Here is a 17744-nt window from a genome sequence, read left to right on the forward strand (position 1 = left end):
GTGACTCGGTCAGCGCGGATTCTCGCCGCTTCCCACGCGCACGTCGAACCTCGTCACGGCGAGCGTGCCTTGTTCCCATCGCTCACCTCCTCCCACCAGGACCCGCCTCACCTCGTCGGGCGAGGGCTCCAGGCCCGAGGGGGTGGCGGCCAACCACAACGTCACCGGCCCCGATTCCCCCTCCAGGCTGACGCCCGACAGGCCCTGGGGGTCGCGCAGGTCATGGGTCCCCGCCTCCAGCACGAAGGTGCCCAACAGCTCCGGCTCCTGCTCGGCCCGCTGCTGGAAGAGCAGGCCCGTGCCCGCCTCGGTGGCGTGGTAGCGCAGGAGCAGCACGTCGCCCGGGGCCACCTGGGTGTCCGGGTCCAACCGCCTGAGGCTCCCGTCCGCGCCGCGCGCCACCACCGCCAGCTCCAGGGCAATCTTCCCCACCTGGCCCTTCACGCCCGGCGCCAGCGAGTCCGTGCCCACCTCCACCCCGGCGCCCGACTGGCGCACCCGGGGCACCACCACCACCGCGACGAGCGCCGCGGCCACCGCGCCCGCCACCACGCCCCAGCGCCGCGCGTCCCACCGGGGCGGTGCGCGAAGCTGCTTCTTCACCCGCGCCAGGCCCACCTCGTCCAGGGGGGCCTGGGGGCGCGGAGGCGCCAGGGCCAGGAGCACCGCGTCCACCCGCCCGTCCAGGACGTCAGGGCCGGAGTGGGTGGCGAGGTAGCCCTCACACGCCTCACACGCGGTGGCCAGGTGCTCGCGGAAGTACGTCACCGCGTCCGGCTCACGACGGGCAAGGGCGCCGAGCGCCTCGTCATCCAGGTGTCTCATGACCTCTCACTCCCACCGACCGGCGAGCACTCGCCGCAGCAGCTCTCTCTTGATACGACCCCGGAAGCGCTCGAGTCTCATCGTCACGGCGCTTTTGCCCACGCCCATCTGCTCCGCAATCTCACGCGCGGACAGCTCCCCTTCGATATAGAAAAGCTGCACTGTCCGCTTCTCCTCGCCCTCGGGCAGCTCGGCGATGAGCTGACGGACCACCTCGATGTCGCGCTCGAGCTGCAGGGACTCCGGCACGGGCGGCACCGCCTCCGGCTCCGGGTCCGCGATGTCGTCCTCCAACCTCCTGAGGTGGGCCTTTCGCTCCAGCCGGGTGCGCGCCCGGTTGCGAGCGATGGACAACAGCCAGGCCTCGAAGGCCCCCGGCTCCTTCAGCCGGGGCAGCGCCCGGAACGCCCGGACGAAGGACTCCTGGATGACGTCCTCCACCTCGTCCGAGTCCAGCGGGGCGAACCCCGCCACCAACCTCGCCACGAGGGGGCGGGTGCGCCGATACAGCTCACTGAAGGCGGAAGTCTCCCCACTCGCCGCGCGCCGTACCCACTCCGCCAGTCCCTCCGTGGAACCCACCTGACCTCCAGACCCCCGGGACGGCCCGGTGGCCACGCTGCATTTCCCGTCCCCGGGGCCGCTCCTGGAGGAGGCGGACGAGGGCGGACCGCTTCCTACTGGCTCCCGGGGGGGCGTCGGGAGGAAGAATGGGCCCCGCCGTTCCATTTCGAAGAGGAGCCCTGTCCGCCATGCGCGTCATCAACTTCAACCCCGGTCCCGCCGGCCTGCCCCTTCCCGCCCTGGAGCGCGCCCGGGACGAGCTGCTCGACTTCCAGGGCTCCGGCATGTCCGTCATGGAGCACAGCCACCGCGGCAAGGAGTACGAGGCCGTCCACGACGAGGCCATCGCCCTGCTGTCGGAGCTGACGGGCCTGCCGTCCACGCACCAGGTCCTCTTCCTCACCGGCGGCGCGTCGCAGCAGTTCGCCCAGGTGCCGATGAACTTCCTCACCCCCGACACGAGCGCGGACTACCTCATGACGGGCGTGTGGAGCGAGAAGGCGCTCGACGAGGCGAAGTACTACGGCAAGCCCCGCGTCGCGGCGACGACGGTGCAGCCCGACAAGCACTACACCCGCGTGCCGCGCCAGGACGAGCTGTCCCTGGACGCGAAGGCCGCGTACGTCCACGTCACCACCAACAACACCATCTACGGCACCCAGTGGCACACGCTGCCGGACACGGGGCCGGTGCCGCTGGTGGCGGACATGAGCTCCGACTTCCTGTGGAAGAAGATGGACCTGTCGCGCTTCGGGCTGGTCTACGCGGGCGCGCAGAAGAACCTGGGGCCCTCCGGCGTCACGCTGGTGGTGGCCCAGAAGGACTTCATCGCGAAGGGCCGCAAGGACATCCCGAAGATCTTCAGGTACGCCGTCCACGCGGAGAACAACTCGCTCTACAACACGCCCCCCACGCTGGCCATCTACCTGGTGCGCAACGTGCTCGCGTGGATGAAGGACGTGGGCGGGCTGGGCCAGATTGAAGCGTGGAACCGCCAGAAGGCGGACCTGCTCTACGGCGCGCTGGACACGCACGCGGGCTTCTACCGGGCCCCCGTGGAGCGCGCGTCGCGTTCAGTGATGAACGTCGTGTTCCACCTGCCCACGCCGGAGCTGGACGCGGCCTTCGTCGCTGACGCGAAGCGGCAAGGAATGGTGGGGCTCAAGGGCCACCGGACCGCTGGAGGAATCCGGGTTTCCACGTACAACGCGGTGACTGTGGAGAATGTGCGCACCCTCGTCACCTTCATGGAGCATTTCGTGAAGACGCGTGGCTAGTGTGCGTCGGAGCACGTGAAACAACCCACTTGGAGGGATTCATGAAAGCCACCCTGTCCGCCGTCGCGCTCTGCCTGCTGTTCGCCCTGCCTGCTTCCGCCGCTCCGGGAGAGGCCCAGGAGGTCGCCGGGGTGAAGTTCCCCGGAACCGCCAAGGTGGAGGGCAAGGAGCTGAAGCTCAACGGCGTGGGCCTGCGCAAGAAGATGGTCTTCAAGGTCTACGCGGTGGGCCTGTACGTGGAGACCCCGAGCCAGGACGCCGCCGCGCTCCTGTCCGCGGACGAGACCAAGCGCGTGCGCATGTACATGCTGCGAGACCTGGACAAGAAGAGCATCACCGACGCCATCGTGGAGGGCTTCAAGAAGAACGCGGGCGACAGGCTGCCCGCGCTCCAGGAGCGGCTGAACACCTTCGCCAACGCCATTCCGGACGTGAAGAAGGGCGAGGAGATCATCCTCACCTACGTCCCGGGTTCCGGCACGAGCGTGCGGAGCACCAAGGTGACGGAGCCCATCTCGGTGGAGGGCAAGGACTTCGCCGACGCGCTGTTCTCCGTGTGGCTGGGCAAGTCGCCGGTGGACGGCGGCCTGAAGGACGGCATGCTCGGCAAGGACTGAGCCGCGCCTTCGTGTCGTACACGCGCCCCATGTCTCCCTCGGGAGGCGTGGGGCGTTTTCGTGAGGGGGCGTGGGGCCTTGAAATACGTGGGCACGTGGGCCGTAGTGGCCTGTGTGGGCCCGGGTGCACGGCGACGCCGGGTCTGATAGCAACCCGCCGGTCAGGAGGATGACATGGGAATCTGCTCGTGGCTGGTGCTGGGAGGGCTCGCGGGGTGGATCGCGAGCATCATCAAGGGAACGAACGCGAGGATGGGAATCTTCGCCAACATCGCGACGGGCATCGTCGGCTCGATGATTGGCGGCTTCCTGTTCAGCCTGCTGGGCGGGCGCGGCGTGACGGGGTTCAACCTCTACTCGTTGGCGGTGGCCACGGTGGGGGCGGTCATCCTCATCAGCATCGTCCAGGCGATACGCAAATAGGCGCGCTCAGAAGAGGCTGAGCTGGGGCGAGGGCGGTGGCTTTCGCGGCGGGCGCTGGAAGGTGTCCGGTGCCGGCTCGGTGATGTACGAGGTGCGCAGGCCCACCCTGCGCGCCGTTGTCTCGAAGAGGCGGTGGATGGTCTGGGCGTAGAGCCCCTCGCCTCGCATGCGGTGCTTGAAGCGGGAGTCGCTGAGCTCCCCGCCGCGCGTCTCCCGGATGCGGTGGAGCACGCGCTCGGCGCGCAGGGGGAGCCTGGCGCGAAGCCGCTCCTCGAAGACGTCCTTCACGGGGCCGGGCAGGCGCACCAGGGTGTAGTGGGCGCGGCGGGCGCCGGCCTCCTTCGCGGCGGTGAGGACGCGGTGGATGTCCTCGTCGTTGAGGCCGGGGATGATGGGCGCGAAGGAGATGGCCACGTCGATGCCCGCGTCCGCGAGGCGGCGGATGGCGAGCAGCCGCCGCTGGGGCGAGGCCGCGTAGGGCTCCATGGCGCGGGCGATGTCCGCGTGGTGGAAGGGCAGGCTGATGCTGACCCACAGCCGCGCGTCGCGGGACAGGCGCTGGAGCACGTCGAGGTCGCGCTCGATGAGCACGCCCTTGGTGACGATGCCGACGGGGTTCTTGTACTCGGCGCAGACCTCCAGGCACGCGCGCGTCAGCCGCATGGAGGCCTCGAGCGGCTGGTAGCAGTCGGTGACGCCGCTGAAGACGACGGTGTCCCCCTTCCAGGAGGGGCGCTCGAAGGCGTCGCGGAGCAGCTCCGCCGCGCGCGGCTTCATCACCAGCTTCGTCTCGAAGTCGGTGCCGGCGCCGAAGTCGAGGTACTGGTGGGTGGGGCGCGCGTAGCAGTAGGCGCACGCGTGCAGACAGCCCCGGTAGGGATTGACGCTCCAGTCGAAGCCCACGTCCGGGCTGTCGTTGTGGGAGAGGACCTGGCGGCTGTGGTCCTCCCAGACCTCCAGCTTCGCGGGAGGAATCTCGTCCAGGTACTCCACCGCGGTGCTCGCCCAGGGGTTGGGCGGATTGTCGACGGGGCGGGCTTTCACCGTCCCAGAGTGGGACTGAAACTCCGTTCAGTCAAGTCCCATGTCTTTCAGGTCGGGATGTCTGTCATTCCAACACGGCTTCGGCTTCATGCGCCCAGATGGGCGAGCATGACGTCCTTGTCGCCCGTGGCCAGGGTGTACGGGGGGCCGGGAGGGATGACGTCCTGGCGTGCCGCGACGCCCTCCACCGCGTCCCGGGCATGGACGAGCTGCACCCCGGCGCCGCCTCCGCCGAGCACGAGCGGCGCGCCCATCTTCAGGTCCAGCACCACCACCTGTCGTCGGGCGGGGCGCGGCTCCGCCATGTCCACGACGACGAAGTCCCCCGCGAAGCGGCGCTGGTCACAGCGGAAGACCCAGAGGTTGCGCTTGCGCTCCAGCAGCGCCTTCACGAAGGGCTTCTCGTTGCTCTTCAAGGCGTAGCGCTCGGAGAGCAGGGCGGCGGTGGAGAGCGGATAGCCCTCCTCCTTCACCAGCAGCAGCGCCCACGGGTTCGCGTGCCGGAGCAGAGGCAGCAGGACGGGCAGGACGATGGGCGGCTCGCGGGGCATGCGCGGACGGGCTCGACGAGCCACACAGCTCGTGTCGGACGGACATTCGAACACACCACCGCGTGTCTCGACGATGGCGGTTGTCTCAGGACTCCCTCAGAATCCACGGCTCTGGTAGAGGGGCGACGCTGTCAACCTACTCCTGGAGTCTCCGCATGTCCCGGTTCTCGCGCCACGCGCTCGTACTCTCCCTGTTGCTCACCTCCACCTCGGCGCTCGCGGGCTCGCAGTGGGCGCAGGCGCGCACGGTGCTCAACACGTGTGGCTACTTCAGCACCTCGCAGGCGGAAATCACCCTGACGTACCGCAACGACGATTTGCCCTGGGGCACCCGCGTGTTCCTCATCTACGGCTGGGGCGGCAGCTCTGGTCCGTCGAGCACGTTCGACTGGGCTCCGGCGCCGCAGACCGTGGAGGTGCCCGCCGTGGCGCCTTGGCACTGGGGCACCACCGTGACGGGGGTCATCCGGTCGCGCTCGTCCACGCAGTACACGAGCCTCAACTACGTCTGGAAGGTGGTCCTCCCGGACGGGCACGAGTTCTACGAGAAGGGCAACGGCTCCACCTACGGCTACTACGCCGCGGACTTCTCGCAGGTGCCCATGCCGTGCACCACCACCGCCGGCACCTTCGTGGGCAACGCGACGCCGCTGACCATCACCACCGTCGTCAAGGACTGACGCCGCTCGTCCCCGCTCGCGCCACGGGGCCTCATGAAGGAAACCCTCGCTTGACGTTGTGAGTCACCACGGGGGGACCTTCTCGAAAAGGGGCCCCCAAGGTAGACCCTGTCCCCGAGGCGGCCACTCGGGGCGGCCGGCAGGAGAGGGGGACGTCTTCGTGTTGAGCGAACGTGGTGCCGAGCGGGAGTACCTTCACGACAACCTCCGCAGCGGTCTGAAGACCGACACGCGCCTGGATGGCGTGATGCCCCACCTCGGGGTGGGGTGGATCGCCTGGGACAGCGGGTTTCGGGGCTCGGGCCTGCGCGTGGGAGACCGCATCGTCGCGGTCGACGGCGAGCCCATCGTCACGCCTCCGGACATGCCCACCCGGCAGCGCACCGGCCCGTATCTGCTGGGCCAGCACGCCGAGAGCCAGACCTGGGCGCGGCAGGGGCGCAAGGAAGGGGACCTGGTCCGCTTGCGAGTCCTGCGCAGGCGCGCGCCAGGGGACGGCTGGGAGACGCTCGAGCTCAGCGGCACGCTGCGCCATGAGCGGCTCTGGAGCATCGGCGAGACGACGAAGCGAATCCTCGGGCCGGGTGGGCCCGAGCAGCTGGGCCGAGACGGCTTCGACGAGTCCTGGTCGGGCTGGGTCGACAAGCGTGTCTCCGAATGGGAGCGCCTCCTCGACGGGACCTTCGGCGTCTGGCGCACCGCGCGCGGGACGCGGATGGAGCTCGCCAACCACCTGGCGCACAAGGCGCGCGTGGACTACCTGGTCGAGCACTTCCCCGGTCCCCTGGCGACGGCGATGCGCGACGACTGGGAGCGGGTGCGGGACTGTCTCGACGGCGACCTCGTCTCGCTCCCCGAGGGCGCCCTCGACTTCCGCAGCCGGGGCGAGGAGCAGGTCAAGGCCATCGGCCTGCGGGCCACCGCGGCCTGGAGGGCCCTGCTGGAGTCGCGCGCCGCGGAGACCCTCGGCGTGTTCCCCGTCGTCGACCCCTTCCGCGGCGACCGCTCGGTGGTGACGGGCAAGCTGGTCGCGCTGCCGCAGGTGAGCCAGCGCGACTGGATTGTCGACATGGGCAATGCCTATCTGGCCTGGAACCAGTCGGGGGCGTGGGTCTTCTGTCCCGTCAACACCCCGGCCATGGCCCGGGTCTTCGCCGCCATGCATCGCTATCAGCGGCTCGTCTCTCCCTCGATTCGGGGCGACATCGCCCTGCTCGGTCGCATCCTGCCGGATCCGCGTCTGCTCGCCGGCTCGGGGCGCACGGCCGCGGGGCTGGAGGTGGAGCCCGTCGCGGCCCTCATCGGCGGCGCGGTCTGCGTCGACGTCACCGACACGCGCGAGGGTGGGCCCCTCTTCGCCGGCGAGGAGTCGCTGAGACAGGAGACCTCGGGGCCCCTGTCCGACGACGCGAGCCCGCGCGCGGTGCTGGAGGCGATGATTGCCGCCGTGAAGCGCGGCGACCAGGAGACCTGGAACGGCCTCTTCGCCGACTGGCGCGCCGTGCCGGACGAACAGCGGCCCATCTACTACCCGGTCTACACCTGGAACGGCCGCGACAGCGAGTGGGTGCGCTCGCGGCGCCTGCTGCTCGACAAGGTGCTCGACGCGCGGGTGCACTGGTGTGGCGACGCGCGCACCGTCATCCGCGGCGACGAGGCCCCGGGCCTGCCGCGCATCGAGCAGGTGGAGCTGGAGGTCGACCACGTCGGCCTCTTCGAGGGCCAGACGCGCACGTTCAACTCGGTCGAGGTGCACCGGCGCTGGGAGCTGCAGCGCCGCGCTGGCGGCCCCTGGCGCATCACCAGCCAGCAGAGTCTGTGAGGAGCACCCATGGGTGGGTATTCGAGCCGAGTCGCCGAGCTGCAGGACCAGATGACCCGTGCCGCCGAGGGCGCTCCGGACACGGTGAAGCGCGCCTTGGCGGAAGGCCTCAAGCGGGCGGGGCGCGCGGCGGAGGACGCCCTGTCGGCCCTGCTCGACGCGAGCGAGCGCGCCAGTGCCGGCAACCTGGGCACCTGGCGAAAGTGGCAGGACCGCTGCGCCACGGCCCGGGCGGAGATCAGCCGGGCCTTCGGTGATGCCGCCAAGGACCACCTGCTGACGCCGCCCCTCCAGCTCTTCTGGTACCAGGCCCTCGAGCACGAGATGGCCTTCTTCGACTCGCTCGCCAAGGTCCAGACGCCCCAGCTGCACGACGACCTGCTCGTGCATCAGGACGTGCTCAACAAGATGCTCGGGGAGCTGTGGGACAAGTGGACGTTCCTCCTGTCCAAGGACGTCGCGTTCGAGAACGACCAGCGGCAGGTGGTGCAGCAGGTCGCGCAGATGGCGCAGAAGATCGTCGACGACCTGGCCCCCGGCGCCGTCAAGCGCCTCTCCGAGGGCGTCGCGCGCGCCACGTCGAAGTCGCTCGACAAGGCCCGTCAGCTCGATGACAAGCACCTGGGCGGCAAGGGCATCGACCTGGCGAAGTTCATCACCTCGCTGTTCGACATCGACATCCCCGACGGCATCGACCGGGATCTGCTCGACGCCGTGCAGGGCGGCTCGGACGTCTACCAGACGCAGACGGGCCACTACCGCGCGCTGGTGGCGACCTACCAGAGCCTGGTGCAGGCGGAGAAGGGCAGCGTCCTGTTGCTCTTCAACTCCACGCGGGCGGAGGTGCTCACGTACTACGACAAGAACGACCTGGGCAAAGCGCGCGTCCTGCTCGACCAGGCCAAGGGGTACCTCTCCGACTGGGCCTCCCGCGTCGCCACCTCCGCGCAGCGTGGCGAGGCCTCGGGCTTCAAGGACAAGGTCTGCGCGGCGCTCGACACCGACTGGAAGCTCACCGAGGAGCTCGACGGCAAGTTCCGCGACAGGTTCAAGGGCATCTTCATCCAGTCGCTGGGCAGCGAGACCATCGAGCAGCTCGCGGAGTCCTATCTCTTCAGCAAGCACCTGGAGGAGGTCACCCGCAGGGGCGCGGCCAGCACGCTCAAGGCGCTGCCGGGCCGACTCCAGAGCGAGGTGGACCGGGCCGTCGACCAGGGGCTGAGGCCGCTGGATGACCTGGTGGCCCGTGTCCCGGAGGAGGTGCGTGCGCTGGCGCGGATGGAGAACCAGGGGTTCAAGGAGCACGTGCGCGCCCGGCTCAAGGACCGCATCCAGACGCTCCTGCCCCTCATCATCGAGCTCGCCGAGTTCCTGGAGCCGAGCAACCTCTCCCGGGACTTCAGCCGCGACGAGTTGACGCGCGGCCTGCGCTGAGAAAAGACGAACCGGGAGGCCTCGACAGAAGCCCCCCGGTCCGGTGTGTCACTCACGAGGGACGCGGAGCGAGTGCCCCGCTACCCGTCATGTCGACTCAGAGCGCCGCGCAGGTGGACGGCACCTGGAAGCCGTTGGTCGGCGTGGTGCTGGCCGAGCCACCGGAGACGGCGTTGCTGCCCAGGCCGAAGGCGGCGAAGGCCGTCCACAGGCGGCACACGTCCTCGCCGTTGTGCAGGGTGGTGGCGGCGCTGATGATGCCGTCGCGCACCTGGGTGAACGTCGGGCTGCAGGGCGTGCGCTTCAGGCCCTCGGTGAAGTACAGCATCATGCGCTGGTTACCCGCGTTGCCCTGGGCGTTGTAGAGGTTCGCGTCGAAGCCCCAGTGGTTGACGAGCGCCCAGTAGGCCTCCCACATGCCCTGGGTGAACACGGAGCCCACGCCGTGCGGCACGGCCATGCCGTTGATGCTGGCGTACGTCCAGGTGTTGCGCGTGGAGTCGAGCGTGTACGGCTGGGTGCGGATGCCGTTGCCCGTGGTCGCCTGGTTCAGCGCGTAGGTGCCCACGCCGCGAATCTTGTTCGCCGTGTCACCCGTGCGCGCCGTGTAGAAGAGCGAGAGGAAGTCGCTGATGCCCTCGCCCGGCTGCTGACGGTTGGAGAGGCAGGACACGTTGCTCGGACCGCCGACCAGGCGGTTGGAAATGCCGTGGCCGTACTCGTGCACGATGATGCCGCTGTCGAGGTCGCCGTCCTTGTCCGGGGTGGGCGCCGTCCAGATGTACATCTGCATGCGCGGGGGCGAGCCGTCCGCGGGCGTGGAGAAGTTGGCGTTGTTGGTGCCGCTGCCGTCCTGCGCCTCGGCCCGGACGTAGTCGTTGCCCGCGCCGCCGCGGCCGTAGTTGTTCTGCTGGAAGTTGCCGGCCACTTCGTTGAAGCCGTACTGGTACTGCACGTCGTGGATGATGTTGTTCCAGTAGAACAGGTTGGTGACGGCCGCCGGGATGTACGTGGAGGGCGCGCCGGTCAGGTTGATGGTGAAGACGCAGTTGATGGCCGCGCCGCAGTCCGGCTGGGAGGCGGGCGCCGCGTTGTTGGCGTCGCGGTCCTCGTAGGCGTGGACGTTGTTGCCGCGCGGGATGGTGTACTCCGCGCCAGCGACGCCGTTGGTGTCATGCCAGCCGTAGGGCGAGGCGACGGCGTTGGCGGGGTTGGTCACCGTGACGCGGCCATCGGAGGGCGGCAGCGGCGAGGTGTGGTTGGGGCTCTCCACGGGCACGGGGTAGACCTTGTACGAATCCGCGGCCACCCAGTCGAAGCGCGTGAGCACCTCGCCCGTGTTGGCGTCCACCGTCACGTCGTAGTCGTGCTGCGAGTCCAGCGTGGACACCTGGAAGTGCCACACCAGGCGCGCCTCGCCGCGGCGCATGGGGAGGATGGCCAGCTGCGCGTTGATGGGCTCGCGCGACAGGCCGTCCACCTCGACGCCCGTGCGGCGCTGCACGCCCGCCTCGGCCTGCAGCGCGCGGGGCTGGGCCGCCAGCTCCACGCCCAGGTGCCGGGCGAGCCCCGCCACGGCCTGACCCGCGTTGATGCGCGGCTCGGTGCCCGCGAGCGCCTTCTCGATGGAGGGCAGGAAGTCGCTGTGCACGCCCAGCACGCTGCCGTCCTTGGCGACGTTGACCTGGAGCTGCGCGTTGTAGACGGGCAGGCCCTTGAATGTCTGGCGCAGATACAGGTGCGTGGCCCCGCTGACCTCGGAATAGACGCGGTCCGTGACTTCGAACGTGGACACGTCGCTGAGGCTCAGCCCGAGCGCCTCGTGGTGCTTCTGGACGAAGTCCAACGCGATGGACATCGGGTCACCGCTGCTGGGGCCCGTCAGCGCGCCCACGGGGTTGACCAGCGAGCGCACCAGGCCCGTGGACTCGTCCGTCTCGACCATCAGGTCCGGGATGCTGCGGCGCAGGGACTCGACGTGCGCCTTCTGCGTCGTCGAGAAGCCGAAGCGCGCCTGCGCGTTGTAGCTGGTGCGCGCGTCGAAGTGACGCTCGCCACCATGTGCGTGCTCCGGCGCCACTGCGAACGCCGTGGACCCCGAGAGGGTCGCCGTGAAGACCACCGCCTGGAACAGCCGCCTTCGGTATGCACCTACGGACATGTCGTGCTCCTGCGCTGCGGGTGAAGTCGCCCCGTGCGGGGCGGGACTGGCAGTATGAGGAAACACGCATTTCTGGTTTAATGCAAATCAACGGAAATACGTGAAAAATATGCTTAAATTGTAGGCGTGGTACTGGCGCCGCCGCGCTTCGGGTGACGGATGCGGCGCGGACGGGCGTGCGTCCGTGGGTGCGGGAGGACCTTGGGAGGTGTTGGTGGCGCGTGTCGGGGTGGCAACTTCCCCAGCAATTTGGCGCTGTTCAGGCGGCGCGGGAGGGAAGGGAGCAGTCGCCAACGTCCTTGACGCTCCCGGGGGGCTGCGGTACACCGGCCGGGTCGCTCGCGGTGGTAGCTCAGTTGGTAGAGCACGAGCTTCCCAAGCTCGGGGTCGAGGGTTCGAATCCCTTCCGCCGCTCTTGAAGGCCGGTAGTCCTCGAGGAGACTCGGGACTACCGGCCTTCTTGTTTCCAAGGGCTACATCGCGATGCAGCCGTAGACCTTCTCGTAGTGGACGGTCTGGGTGCCGGTCAGCACCCGCTCGGGCACGCTGCAGCCGCACTGGAGCTCGCCGACCTTGGTGAGCTTCGCGGCCTCCGCGTAGTACGTGATGACGTAGTCGCGTCCCGTGATGTCACGACACGGAATGGCCTGGGCCTCCGTCTCGGATTCGACGCTGACGTCGTCCTCGACTCCGCCGCAGCCCGTCATCAATCCCATCGCCAGCAGTCCCGCCATGATTCCAGCGCGCATGTGTCTCTCCGTTCGGGGTGTGGTGGGGGTTACATCGTGCAGGTGTACCGGACGAGGCAGCCGCCCGAGTACACCGGGGTGATCGTGCCGAACTCGCAGAAGCCGGGGCCCGGGTAGACGATCTGGGGACAGTTGGCCTTGGCGGCGCGGGGAACACACTCGAAGCCGATGAGGCACGTGCCCGAGTAGATGGGGTAGAGGTCGCCGTCCTCGCACAGCGGAGGCATCACCTCCGGGCAGATGGGAGGCGGCACGCGGCCACCCGCCATGCTGGTGACAGTCTCTTCCGAGGTCTCCGCAACGGGTGCTTCCGGACCGCAACCAACCAGCGCCAACAGGCCGCACATCGCGGCAAGACGTCCAAGGGTGTTCATCCAGGCTCTCCGTGTCAGACCCGCCAAAGCGGCGGGTGTACGGAGCCTCTACCAGCCGCGTCTGACGCCTTCAAACCCAGCACACGCCGAGTGCGGATGTCGCAAGGCTCACGCCGCCGAGAACAGCTTTGTCTCGTGCGACTGCAATGACACACCGTTGGACGGCGGACGTTACAGGCAGTCACCGCTCAAGGGGCCAAGGCTCAGCGGCCCCGTGCTCCAGCCATACTCCGCGGGCTGCGGCCCTTCACCCGGCACGAGCTGCACCTCGAAGAAGAAGCTCTTGCCCTGGTCGAACGGATACTTGCCGGCCTGCAGCTTCCAGGGGCGCGCGGGCTCCTTGCCGGCCGTGATCTCCACGCCACCGCTCAAGGGACGCCAACGGCCCGCGGGCTGCTCCGTCATGTCCTGGAGCGTCTCCACGACGCGCTTGTCCGCCGCGAGGGTGATGCTCTTCGGCAGCTGCCCCGGCCGGAGGAACCACCAGTCGGACGTGGTGCCCAGGATCTTCTCCCGGATGCCCTTCTCCTCCACCAGCACCGAGATGGCCTGACGCCACTTCTTGTATTCATCACGCGCCTTGAGGGCCTTGAGTCCCTGGGTGTCCTCGTCGATCTTCGGCAGGATGGCCTTGGCGTCCAGCTCCACCGCCTTCGACAGGTCGCCCAGCGCCAGGTAGATCCAATTGCGCTCGTAGGCGCAGGAGTCGAAGTCGTCGGCGTCCTCCTGGCCCTGGTTGAGCAGGGTGGTCGTCCTCGCCCGGTTGAGCCGCGCATAGGCGTTGGACGGGTCCTGCTTCAGCGCCTTCTCGAAGAGGGCGTGGGCCTTCTTGTAGTCGCCCTTGCCATACGCCGCGAAGCCCTGGGCGTTGGCCTCCGGGGCCTTGGCGAGCACGGGCTGGCTGATGCCCAGACACAGCATCAGGAGCAGCGAACCTCGGGTGGTCTTGGGCAGGGAGGAGGGCATCACGCCCAGGCGTTCTAGCACAGCCCGTGTGGGCTGGGATTCGCCGGGGCGGGGCCTGTGGTCGGCGCTCAGCCCACGCGAGACGAAGCGCCCTTCCGTGCGCTTGTCCGGAATCGCTGACTCAGCAGCTCGATGAATCGCGCCAGTGGTGCGGAGCGCTGGCGTGAGGCGCGGGTGACGGCGCTCCAGCGGCGTCGGATTCCCCGAGGGGTGAGTCGGACGGTCCGCAATCCCTGGCGTTGCGTCGGCAGCATCCACTCGGGCAGCGCCGTGACACCGATGCCGCCGCGCACCAGCTCGATCAGCGCCTCGGTGAGGGGCACGGGGGAGACACGTTGCGGCTCGAGCCCCGCGGGCCACAGCACCCGCGTGAAGACATCGAGCTGTTCCCGGGGCGCGGCGTAGGTGAGCAGGTGTTCGCGCACCAGGTCCTGCGCCGTGACATGTGCACGCTGCGCGAAGGCGTGCGCCTCGGGGACCACCAGCATGAGCTCGTCCTCGAAGAGGGGCGTTCGTGCGAGCCGTGCCTGCTTCGGGACGTCGGGAGTCAGGGCGAGGTCCAACTGCCCATCGAGCAGCGCTCCGAGCGGCTGACGCGTGGCCTCCAGGACGATTCTCAGCTCGACGCGAGGGTGCTCCGACTGCCACTGCCCGAGGATGGGCGGCAGCCAGCCATACACGGTGTAGCAGCCCGTGCTGAGCCTCAAGAGGTCATCCTGGGGATGCGCGCGACACACGGCCTCCGCCTGGGCGACTTCACTCAGGACCCGCCGCGCGGAGAGGAGCAGCTTCTCGCCCGCGCCAGTCAGCAGCAGCCGTCGCTGGCGACGCTGGAAGAGCTGCACGCCCAGGCGCTCCTCGGCGTCGCGGAGCTGGTGGCTCAGGGCCGAGGACGTGAGGTGGAGCTGCCGGCTCGCGGCGGCCAGACTTCCCGTGTCGGCGACCGCGGCAACCAACTTGAAGTGACGAAGCTCGAGCATGGCCGGGGCAGCTTCACATGAAAACGGTTCAGCATCTTGGAGAAATCGTTTCGCTGCGCTCAGCTCGTGGTGCTCCTTAACGTGGATGCACCACAGCCAGAGGAGCGGATGGATGCCGCGAACAGACAGCTTCCCGAGAGTGCAGGGCCCCTTCGTCCCCGTGAGGCTCGACGACGTCGAGCCCGTCATCGTGGGGCCCGGCTGCCTGCGGAGGGACTTGCCGAGCACCCGTGACGTGAGGGTCTGGGTCGTGGACATGGCCCCGGGGAGTCAGTGGCCCTTCGTGGACGTCCATGACACGGGGGAGGAGGTCTTCGTGCTGAGCGGTGAGCTCATCGAGGGAGAGCAGCGCCTGGGCCCGGGCTCGTACCTGTTCTTCCCACCGGCGAGCCGTCATCAGCCGAGGACGGAGACGGGGGTGCGTCTCTTCGGCATCAACCCCGTGCGTGCTCCGGAGGCGCGATGAGCCGCCGAGGCTTCTTGCGCGCGGCGCTCTCGCTCTCGGCGGGAGCGGTCCTGTTTCCTCCTGGTCTGGGTCGGGCGGCGAAGCCCATGGAGACCGAGTCGCTTCGCGCCCAGCGCCTGGCCTGGGCCGGAGTGCGGTTGCAACTGGGGAAGGACACGCTCTTCCTGGACCCGTTGAGCGACCCCTCCGTGTGGGGCGCGGCGCTGAAGGACCCGCTGGTCCCGATGGAGGTGGGGGAGGGCAACCGCTACGTCCTGGTGACGCATCGTCACCCCGACCACTTCGACCGACAGGCGGTGCGACAGGCGTTGGGGGACACGGGGACGCTGGTGTGTGGGCCGGACATGGCGGCGACGGCCGCTGCGTCGGGCTTCCGGGTGCGGCCCGCGCCGCTCCACGAGCCCGTCCTGCTCAATGAGTTCACCGTGACGGCCGTTCCTGCGGTGGACGGCTACGGAGACCCGCAGGTGTCGTGGGTCGTCTCCGGGGGAGGGCGTCGCATCATCCACTGCGGAGACACGCTGTGGCATGGCTCCTGGTGGAGCATCGGCCGGCAGCTCGGGCCCTTCGATGCGGCCTTCCTGCCCATCAACGGCGCACGCTTCGGGTGGCGCAAGCCCGTCAGCGACGTGCACGGCGTCCTGACACCGGAGCAGGCGGTGGCCGCGGCGAAGGTGTTGGGCGCGAAGCTCCTCGTGCCCATCCACTACGGCGTCGCGCCCTCCGAGGACTATCGGGAGGTGCCCGATGCGGAAGCGCAGCTCCTCGCCGCCGCCCGTGCGCGGAAGGTGGACGTGGAGCTGGCGCGTCCTGGCGAGTGGCTGACCTGGCGACCCAGGACCTGAGACCGCCGGGCCTCGCGCCGCTCGCGCTACACCGGGCGGAGCGAGGCGCGGTCGATGTCGATGGAGTCCTCTTCATCCCCGAGGTGGACCTCGGTGCCCCGGAAGCGCTGGCCATCCGGCGTCACCAGGTACCAGGTGACGGCGATGGCGGGGTCGCCCGAGGGGGGAGACACGAGGACCTCCTCCCCGAGCAGCACGGCCACCCTCGCGGCCAGCTCCTGCGAGGTGAGCGCCTCTCCGCCGCGGACGCGAGACGCGTCGACGTACAGACTCACGTCCGTGCGGAACCCCGCCGGCCGCGACGTGGTCGTCACGAGGACCATCTCATTCCCCGGCCGGTCGACGTCGAACAGCGACACCTCTCCGACCTGGATGCCGAGCGCCCGAGCGATGCCGTCGAAGAGCCGCTCGTCGCTCAGCGCGGCGCGGACGAGGAACCCCAATGGAAGTCTGTCGGCCATGTTTCCTCCTACCCGGCCTTGAAGGCCTTGAGCGCGGCCTTCCTATCTGCTTCGGGGACCTTCATCTTGTCCAGGACCTCCTTGGCGCGGGGCGTGTCCTTCATCTCGTTGTAGATGCCCAGCGCCTTGAACGCCCCACGGTTCAGCTCGTGGATGCCATCGCCGCGCATGGGGTACAGGGTGCCATCGTGGCTGCCATAGGTCCGCCGGTTGATGGTCCATGTCTGGACCCCGGACTCGTTGCCCTTCTTGGCCTTGCCTTCGTTGATGTCCTGCACGTCCCGGTGGATGTTCACCCGGGACTCCACGACGCTGTTGTCTTCACGGACGTAGGACTTCTGGGTGACCTTGCGGATGGAGTGCCGATCGGCGGGCTTCTTCAGCGGCTTCGCCGGCATGTCACCCGCCCAGGCGGGCATCCCGCCCAGCAACACCCCGAGCACCAACAGCAGGGTCATCGGGAGCGGGACTCGCGAGGTCGTGGAGCGATGCATCGGGTTCCTCCTGCGCAGATGGACGAGCGTCGTTCTGGACCAGTCTGGCTCGACGCGCGAGATTCGAGGAGTGGGTATTCATGAGGCCAGGCGGGTGGAAAGCACCCTCCCGAGGACTCCAGGAAAGGTGCATCCGTGACCGCCGCTCCGACACTCCGTTTCGAACGCTATCGCGAGGTCCATCGCGGGGATGCCCGCCCCGTCATCGAGCGGTGCGAGCTGGTTGCGCCCCAGGGCGTCGACCCGCTGTCCTTGATGCTCACCTTCCTCCCGTACTTCGGGGAGACGAAGCCCGACACCACGCTGGGCGCGTTCCTGGAGGAGCAGGAGGCCCACGCAGGGAGCGCTCAGCGGGCGCTGTTCCCGTCGAACCTGGAAGGTTGTCTGCGCCACCCGGCCGAGGAGCGCCGCCAGTTCCGCACGCTCGTCGAGCCCCAATCCCCGTACACCGGCCTGCTCGTCGTGAGACGCGGCGATGCGCGGTGGTACGTCGATGAGGTCTTCTACCGCATCGAGTCGCTGTCGGGCTGGGCGTCAGGGGCGCGCACGGACGTCGTCGAAGGTCGGTTCGAGGACTTCCGCCGCTTCTCCCCGCTGGTCCAGTTGCGGCTGCACGAAGGGCTTCCGTGGCTCGCGCATCCGGAGGCCGCGCCCGCGCGCTCCGCGGAGGACCACGTCCTCGAGCTGTCGAAGTCGCCCGGCCTCCCCAACACGCGGAGCTTCTCGCTCACCGTCTTCCGGGATGGCCGCTTCCTGCGCCGCTCCACCCTCGAAGGTGAGCAGTCCGGCGTCGACGTCCATCGGCTCACGACCTTGCTCATCGCCGCGAGTCGGCTTGCGCCCATCCAGGCGTTTCCAATGCCGCCGGGCTTCGCCCACGATGCCCAGACGCTGTCGGTCTCCTTCCCCGTGGCGAGGGGGCTGGAGCGCGTCACGTTGGACGAGAACGCGCCGGCCGACGTCCTGGCCTTCGCACGGCAGGTGGCCGCGGCCTACGGCCTGGAGTTCTGA

Annotated in this window: 20 protein-coding genes and 1 tRNA gene; 10 read left to right on the top strand and 11 right to left on the bottom strand. The window is 69.0% G+C overall.

The annotated features are described in order from the left end of the window. Positions 1–9: 9 nt before the first annotated feature. Both OWM54_RS34830 and OWM54_RS34835 read right to left on the bottom strand, forming a co-directional pair. Positions 10–825 carry a hypothetical protein gene (locus OWM54_RS34830; protein WP_223784075.1) on the bottom strand — a complete coding sequence of 272 codons (816 nt, stop codon included), beginning with the start codon at positions 823–825 and terminating at the stop codon, positions 10–12. Positions 826–831: 6 nt separating this feature from the next. Then, positions 832–1407 (bottom strand): RNA polymerase sigma factor, encoded by a 576-nt coding sequence (locus OWM54_RS34835; RefSeq protein ID WP_174816707.1) that lies wholly within the window; start codon positions 1405–1407, stop codon positions 832–834. Positions 1408–1577: 170 nt separating this feature from the next. On the opposite strand from OWM54_RS34835, the gene serC reads away from it, so the two are divergent. From serC to OWM54_RS34850, 3 genes are all read left to right on the top strand, one after another. After that, positions 1578–2666, top strand: a complete 1089-nt coding sequence (serC, locus tag OWM54_RS34840; RefSeq protein ID WP_267700234.1) for a 3-phosphoserine/phosphohydroxythreonine transaminase — start codon at positions 1578–1580, stop codon at positions 2664–2666. A gap of 41 nt (positions 2667–2707) precedes the next feature. Next, positions 2708–3283 (top strand): chalcone isomerase family protein, encoded by a 576-nt coding sequence (locus tag OWM54_RS34845; RefSeq protein ID WP_267700235.1) that lies wholly within the window; start codon positions 2708–2710, stop codon positions 3281–3283. 174 nt (positions 3284–3457) lie between these two features. Then, on the top strand, positions 3458–3706 hold the full coding sequence (locus tag OWM54_RS34850) for a GlsB/YeaQ/YmgE family stress response membrane protein (protein WP_046715010.1): 249 nt from the start codon (positions 3458–3460) through the stop codon (positions 3704–3706). 6 nt (positions 3707–3712) lie between these two features. Here OWM54_RS34850 and OWM54_RS34855 read toward each other — a convergent pair whose 3' ends face one another. Together OWM54_RS34855 and OWM54_RS34860 are read right to left on the bottom strand one after the other, a co-directional pair. Then, positions 3713–4750 carry a PA0069 family radical SAM protein gene (locus OWM54_RS34855; protein ID WP_223745663.1) on the bottom strand — a complete coding sequence of 346 codons (1038 nt, stop codon included), beginning with the start codon at positions 4748–4750 and terminating at the stop codon, positions 3713–3715. A gap of 86 nt (positions 4751–4836) precedes the next feature. Beyond that, on the bottom strand, positions 4837–5301 hold the full coding sequence (locus tag OWM54_RS34860; protein WP_223745664.1) for a hypothetical protein: 465 nt from the start codon (positions 5299–5301) through the stop codon (positions 4837–4839). Positions 5302–5456: 155 nt separating this feature from the next. Here OWM54_RS34860 and OWM54_RS34865 point away from each other — a divergent pair, with 155 nt between their 5' ends. The 3 genes from OWM54_RS34865 (at position 5457) to OWM54_RS34875 (ending at position 9237) form a co-directional block, all read left to right on the top strand. Then, on the top strand, positions 5457–5981 hold the full coding sequence (locus OWM54_RS34865; RefSeq protein WP_223745665.1) for a hypothetical protein: 525 nt from the start codon (positions 5457–5459) through the stop codon (positions 5979–5981). A gap of 163 nt (positions 5982–6144) precedes the next feature. After that, positions 6145–7803 (top strand): hypothetical protein, encoded by a 1659-nt coding sequence (locus OWM54_RS34870; RefSeq protein ID WP_223745666.1) that lies wholly within the window; start codon positions 6145–6147, stop codon positions 7801–7803. A gap of 9 nt (positions 7804–7812) precedes the next feature. Continuing rightward, complete coding sequence (locus OWM54_RS34875; RefSeq protein WP_267700236.1) at positions 7813–9237, top strand: hypothetical protein; 1425 nt, start codon at positions 7813–7815, stop codon at positions 9235–9237. Positions 9238–9334: 97 nt separating this feature from the next. On the opposite strand, the gene OWM54_RS34880 is transcribed toward OWM54_RS34875, so the two are convergent. After that, complete coding sequence (locus OWM54_RS34880; protein ID WP_223745668.1) at positions 9335–11398, bottom strand: M36 family metallopeptidase; 2064 nt, start codon at positions 11396–11398, stop codon at positions 9335–9337. A 341-nt stretch (positions 11399–11739) separates the two neighbouring features. Here OWM54_RS34880 and OWM54_RS34885 point away from each other — a divergent pair. Continuing rightward, a tRNA-Gly gene (locus OWM54_RS34885) sits at positions 11740–11812 on the top strand. Between the two features lie 59 nt (positions 11813–11871). On the opposite strand, the gene OWM54_RS34890 is transcribed toward OWM54_RS34885, so the two are convergent. From OWM54_RS34890 to OWM54_RS34905, 4 genes are all read right to left on the bottom strand, one after another. Further along, positions 11872–12147: a hypothetical protein gene (locus OWM54_RS34890; protein ID WP_267700237.1), complete on the bottom strand. Its 276-nt coding sequence runs from the start codon at positions 12145–12147 to the stop codon at positions 11872–11874. 29 nt (positions 12148–12176) lie between these two features. Next, on the bottom strand, positions 12177–12416 hold the full coding sequence (locus tag OWM54_RS34895) for a hypothetical protein (RefSeq protein ID WP_052771173.1): 240 nt from the start codon (positions 12414–12416) through the stop codon (positions 12177–12179). Between the two features lie 276 nt (positions 12417–12692). Further along, the gene (locus OWM54_RS34900; RefSeq protein WP_267701193.1) at positions 12693–13487 is read right to left on the bottom strand and encodes a tetratricopeptide repeat protein; all 795 of its coding nucleotides are present in this window, start codon (positions 13485–13487) and stop codon (positions 12693–12695) included. Positions 13488–13555: 68 nt separating this feature from the next. Next, positions 13556–14467, bottom strand: coding sequence for a LysR substrate-binding domain-containing protein (locus tag OWM54_RS34905; RefSeq protein ID WP_267700238.1), 912 nt, complete (start codon positions 14465–14467; stop codon positions 13556–13558). A gap of 112 nt (positions 14468–14579) precedes the next feature. On the opposite strand from OWM54_RS34905, the gene OWM54_RS34910 reads away from it, so the two are divergent. Both OWM54_RS34910 and OWM54_RS34915 read left to right on the top strand, forming a co-directional pair. Then, entirely contained in the window at positions 14580–14933 is a 354-nt protein-coding gene (locus tag OWM54_RS34910; RefSeq protein WP_223745672.1) for a cupin domain-containing protein, read from the top strand. Beyond that, positions 14930–15778, top strand: coding sequence for an MBL fold metallo-hydrolase (locus OWM54_RS34915; protein ID WP_223745673.1), 849 nt, complete (start codon positions 14930–14932; stop codon positions 15776–15778). Before OWM54_RS34910 ends, OWM54_RS34915 begins: the two co-directional genes overlap by 4 nt. A gap of 26 nt (positions 15779–15804) precedes the next feature. Here the strand turns inward: OWM54_RS34915 and OWM54_RS34920 are convergent, their stop codons facing one another. Together OWM54_RS34920 and OWM54_RS34925 are read right to left on the bottom strand one after the other, a co-directional pair. After that, the gene (locus OWM54_RS34920) at positions 15805–16239 is read right to left on the bottom strand and encodes a hypothetical protein (protein ID WP_223784081.1); all 435 of its coding nucleotides are present in this window, start codon (positions 16237–16239) and stop codon (positions 15805–15807) included. 8 nt (positions 16240–16247) lie between these two features. Next, a complete protein-coding gene (locus tag OWM54_RS34925; protein WP_223745675.1) occupies positions 16248–16733 on the bottom strand; it encodes a hypothetical protein in 486 nt (161 codons plus the stop codon). A gap of 135 nt (positions 16734–16868) precedes the next feature. On the opposite strand from OWM54_RS34925, the gene OWM54_RS34930 reads away from it, so the two are divergent. Next, positions 16869–17744: a hypothetical protein gene (locus OWM54_RS34930; protein ID WP_267700239.1), complete on the top strand. Its 876-nt coding sequence runs from the start codon at positions 16869–16871 to the stop codon at positions 17742–17744.

Origin of the sequence: Myxococcus sp. MISCRS1 (genome assembly GCF_026626605.1) — a bacterium.
Taxonomy (GTDB): Bacteria; Myxococcota; Myxococcia; order Myxococcales; family Myxococcaceae; genus Myxococcus; species Myxococcus fulvus.

Coding starts and splice junctions, on each gene's coding strand:
- OWM54_RS34830 (WP_223784075.1), bottom strand. CDS start 825: ATGAGACACCTGGATGACGAGGCGCTCGGCGCCCTTGCCCGTCGTGAG.
- serC (WP_267700234.1), top strand. CDS start 1,578: ATGCGCGTCATCAACTTCAACCCCGGTCCCGCCGGCCTGCCCCTTCCC.
- OWM54_RS34845 (WP_267700235.1), top strand. CDS start 2,708: ATGAAAGCCACCCTGTCCGCCGTCGCGCTCTGCCTGCTGTTCGCCCTG.
- OWM54_RS34850 (WP_046715010.1), top strand. CDS start 3,458: ATGGGAATCTGCTCGTGGCTGGTGCTGGGAGGGCTCGCGGGGTGGATC.
- OWM54_RS34860 (WP_223745664.1), bottom strand. CDS start 5,301: ATGCCCCGCGAGCCGCCCATCGTCCTGCCCGTCCTGCTGCCTCTGCTC.
- OWM54_RS34865 (WP_223745665.1), top strand. CDS start 5,457: ATGTCCCGGTTCTCGCGCCACGCGCTCGTACTCTCCCTGTTGCTCACC.
- OWM54_RS34875 (WP_267700236.1), top strand. CDS start 7,813: ATGGGTGGGTATTCGAGCCGAGTCGCCGAGCTGCAGGACCAGATGACC.
- OWM54_RS34880 (WP_223745668.1), bottom strand. CDS start 11,398: ATGTCCGTAGGTGCATACCGAAGGCGGCTGTTCCAGGCGGTGGTCTTC.
- OWM54_RS34890 (WP_267700237.1), bottom strand. CDS start 12,147: ATGCGCGCTGGAATCATGGCGGGACTGCTGGCGATGGGATTGATGACG.
- OWM54_RS34895 (WP_052771173.1), bottom strand. CDS start 12,416: ATGGCGGGTGGCCGCGTGCCGCCTCCCATCTGCCCGGAGGTGATGCCT.
- OWM54_RS34900 (WP_267701193.1), bottom strand. CDS start 13,487: ATGCCCTCCTCCCTGCCCAAGACCACCCGAGGTTCGCTGCTCCTGATG.
- OWM54_RS34905 (WP_267700238.1), bottom strand. CDS start 14,467: ATGCTCGAGCTTCGTCACTTCAAGTTGGTTGCCGCGGTCGCCGACACG.
- OWM54_RS34910 (WP_223745672.1), top strand. CDS start 14,580: ATGCCGCGAACAGACAGCTTCCCGAGAGTGCAGGGCCCCTTCGTCCCC.
- OWM54_RS34915 (WP_223745673.1), top strand. CDS start 14,930: ATGAGCCGCCGAGGCTTCTTGCGCGCGGCGCTCTCGCTCTCGGCGGGA.
- OWM54_RS34920 (WP_223784081.1), bottom strand. CDS start 16,239: ATGGCCGACAGACTTCCATTGGGGTTCCTCGTCCGCGCCGCGCTGAGC.
- OWM54_RS34925 (WP_223745675.1), bottom strand. CDS start 16,733: ATGCATCGCTCCACGACCTCGCGAGTCCCGCTCCCGATGACCCTGCTG.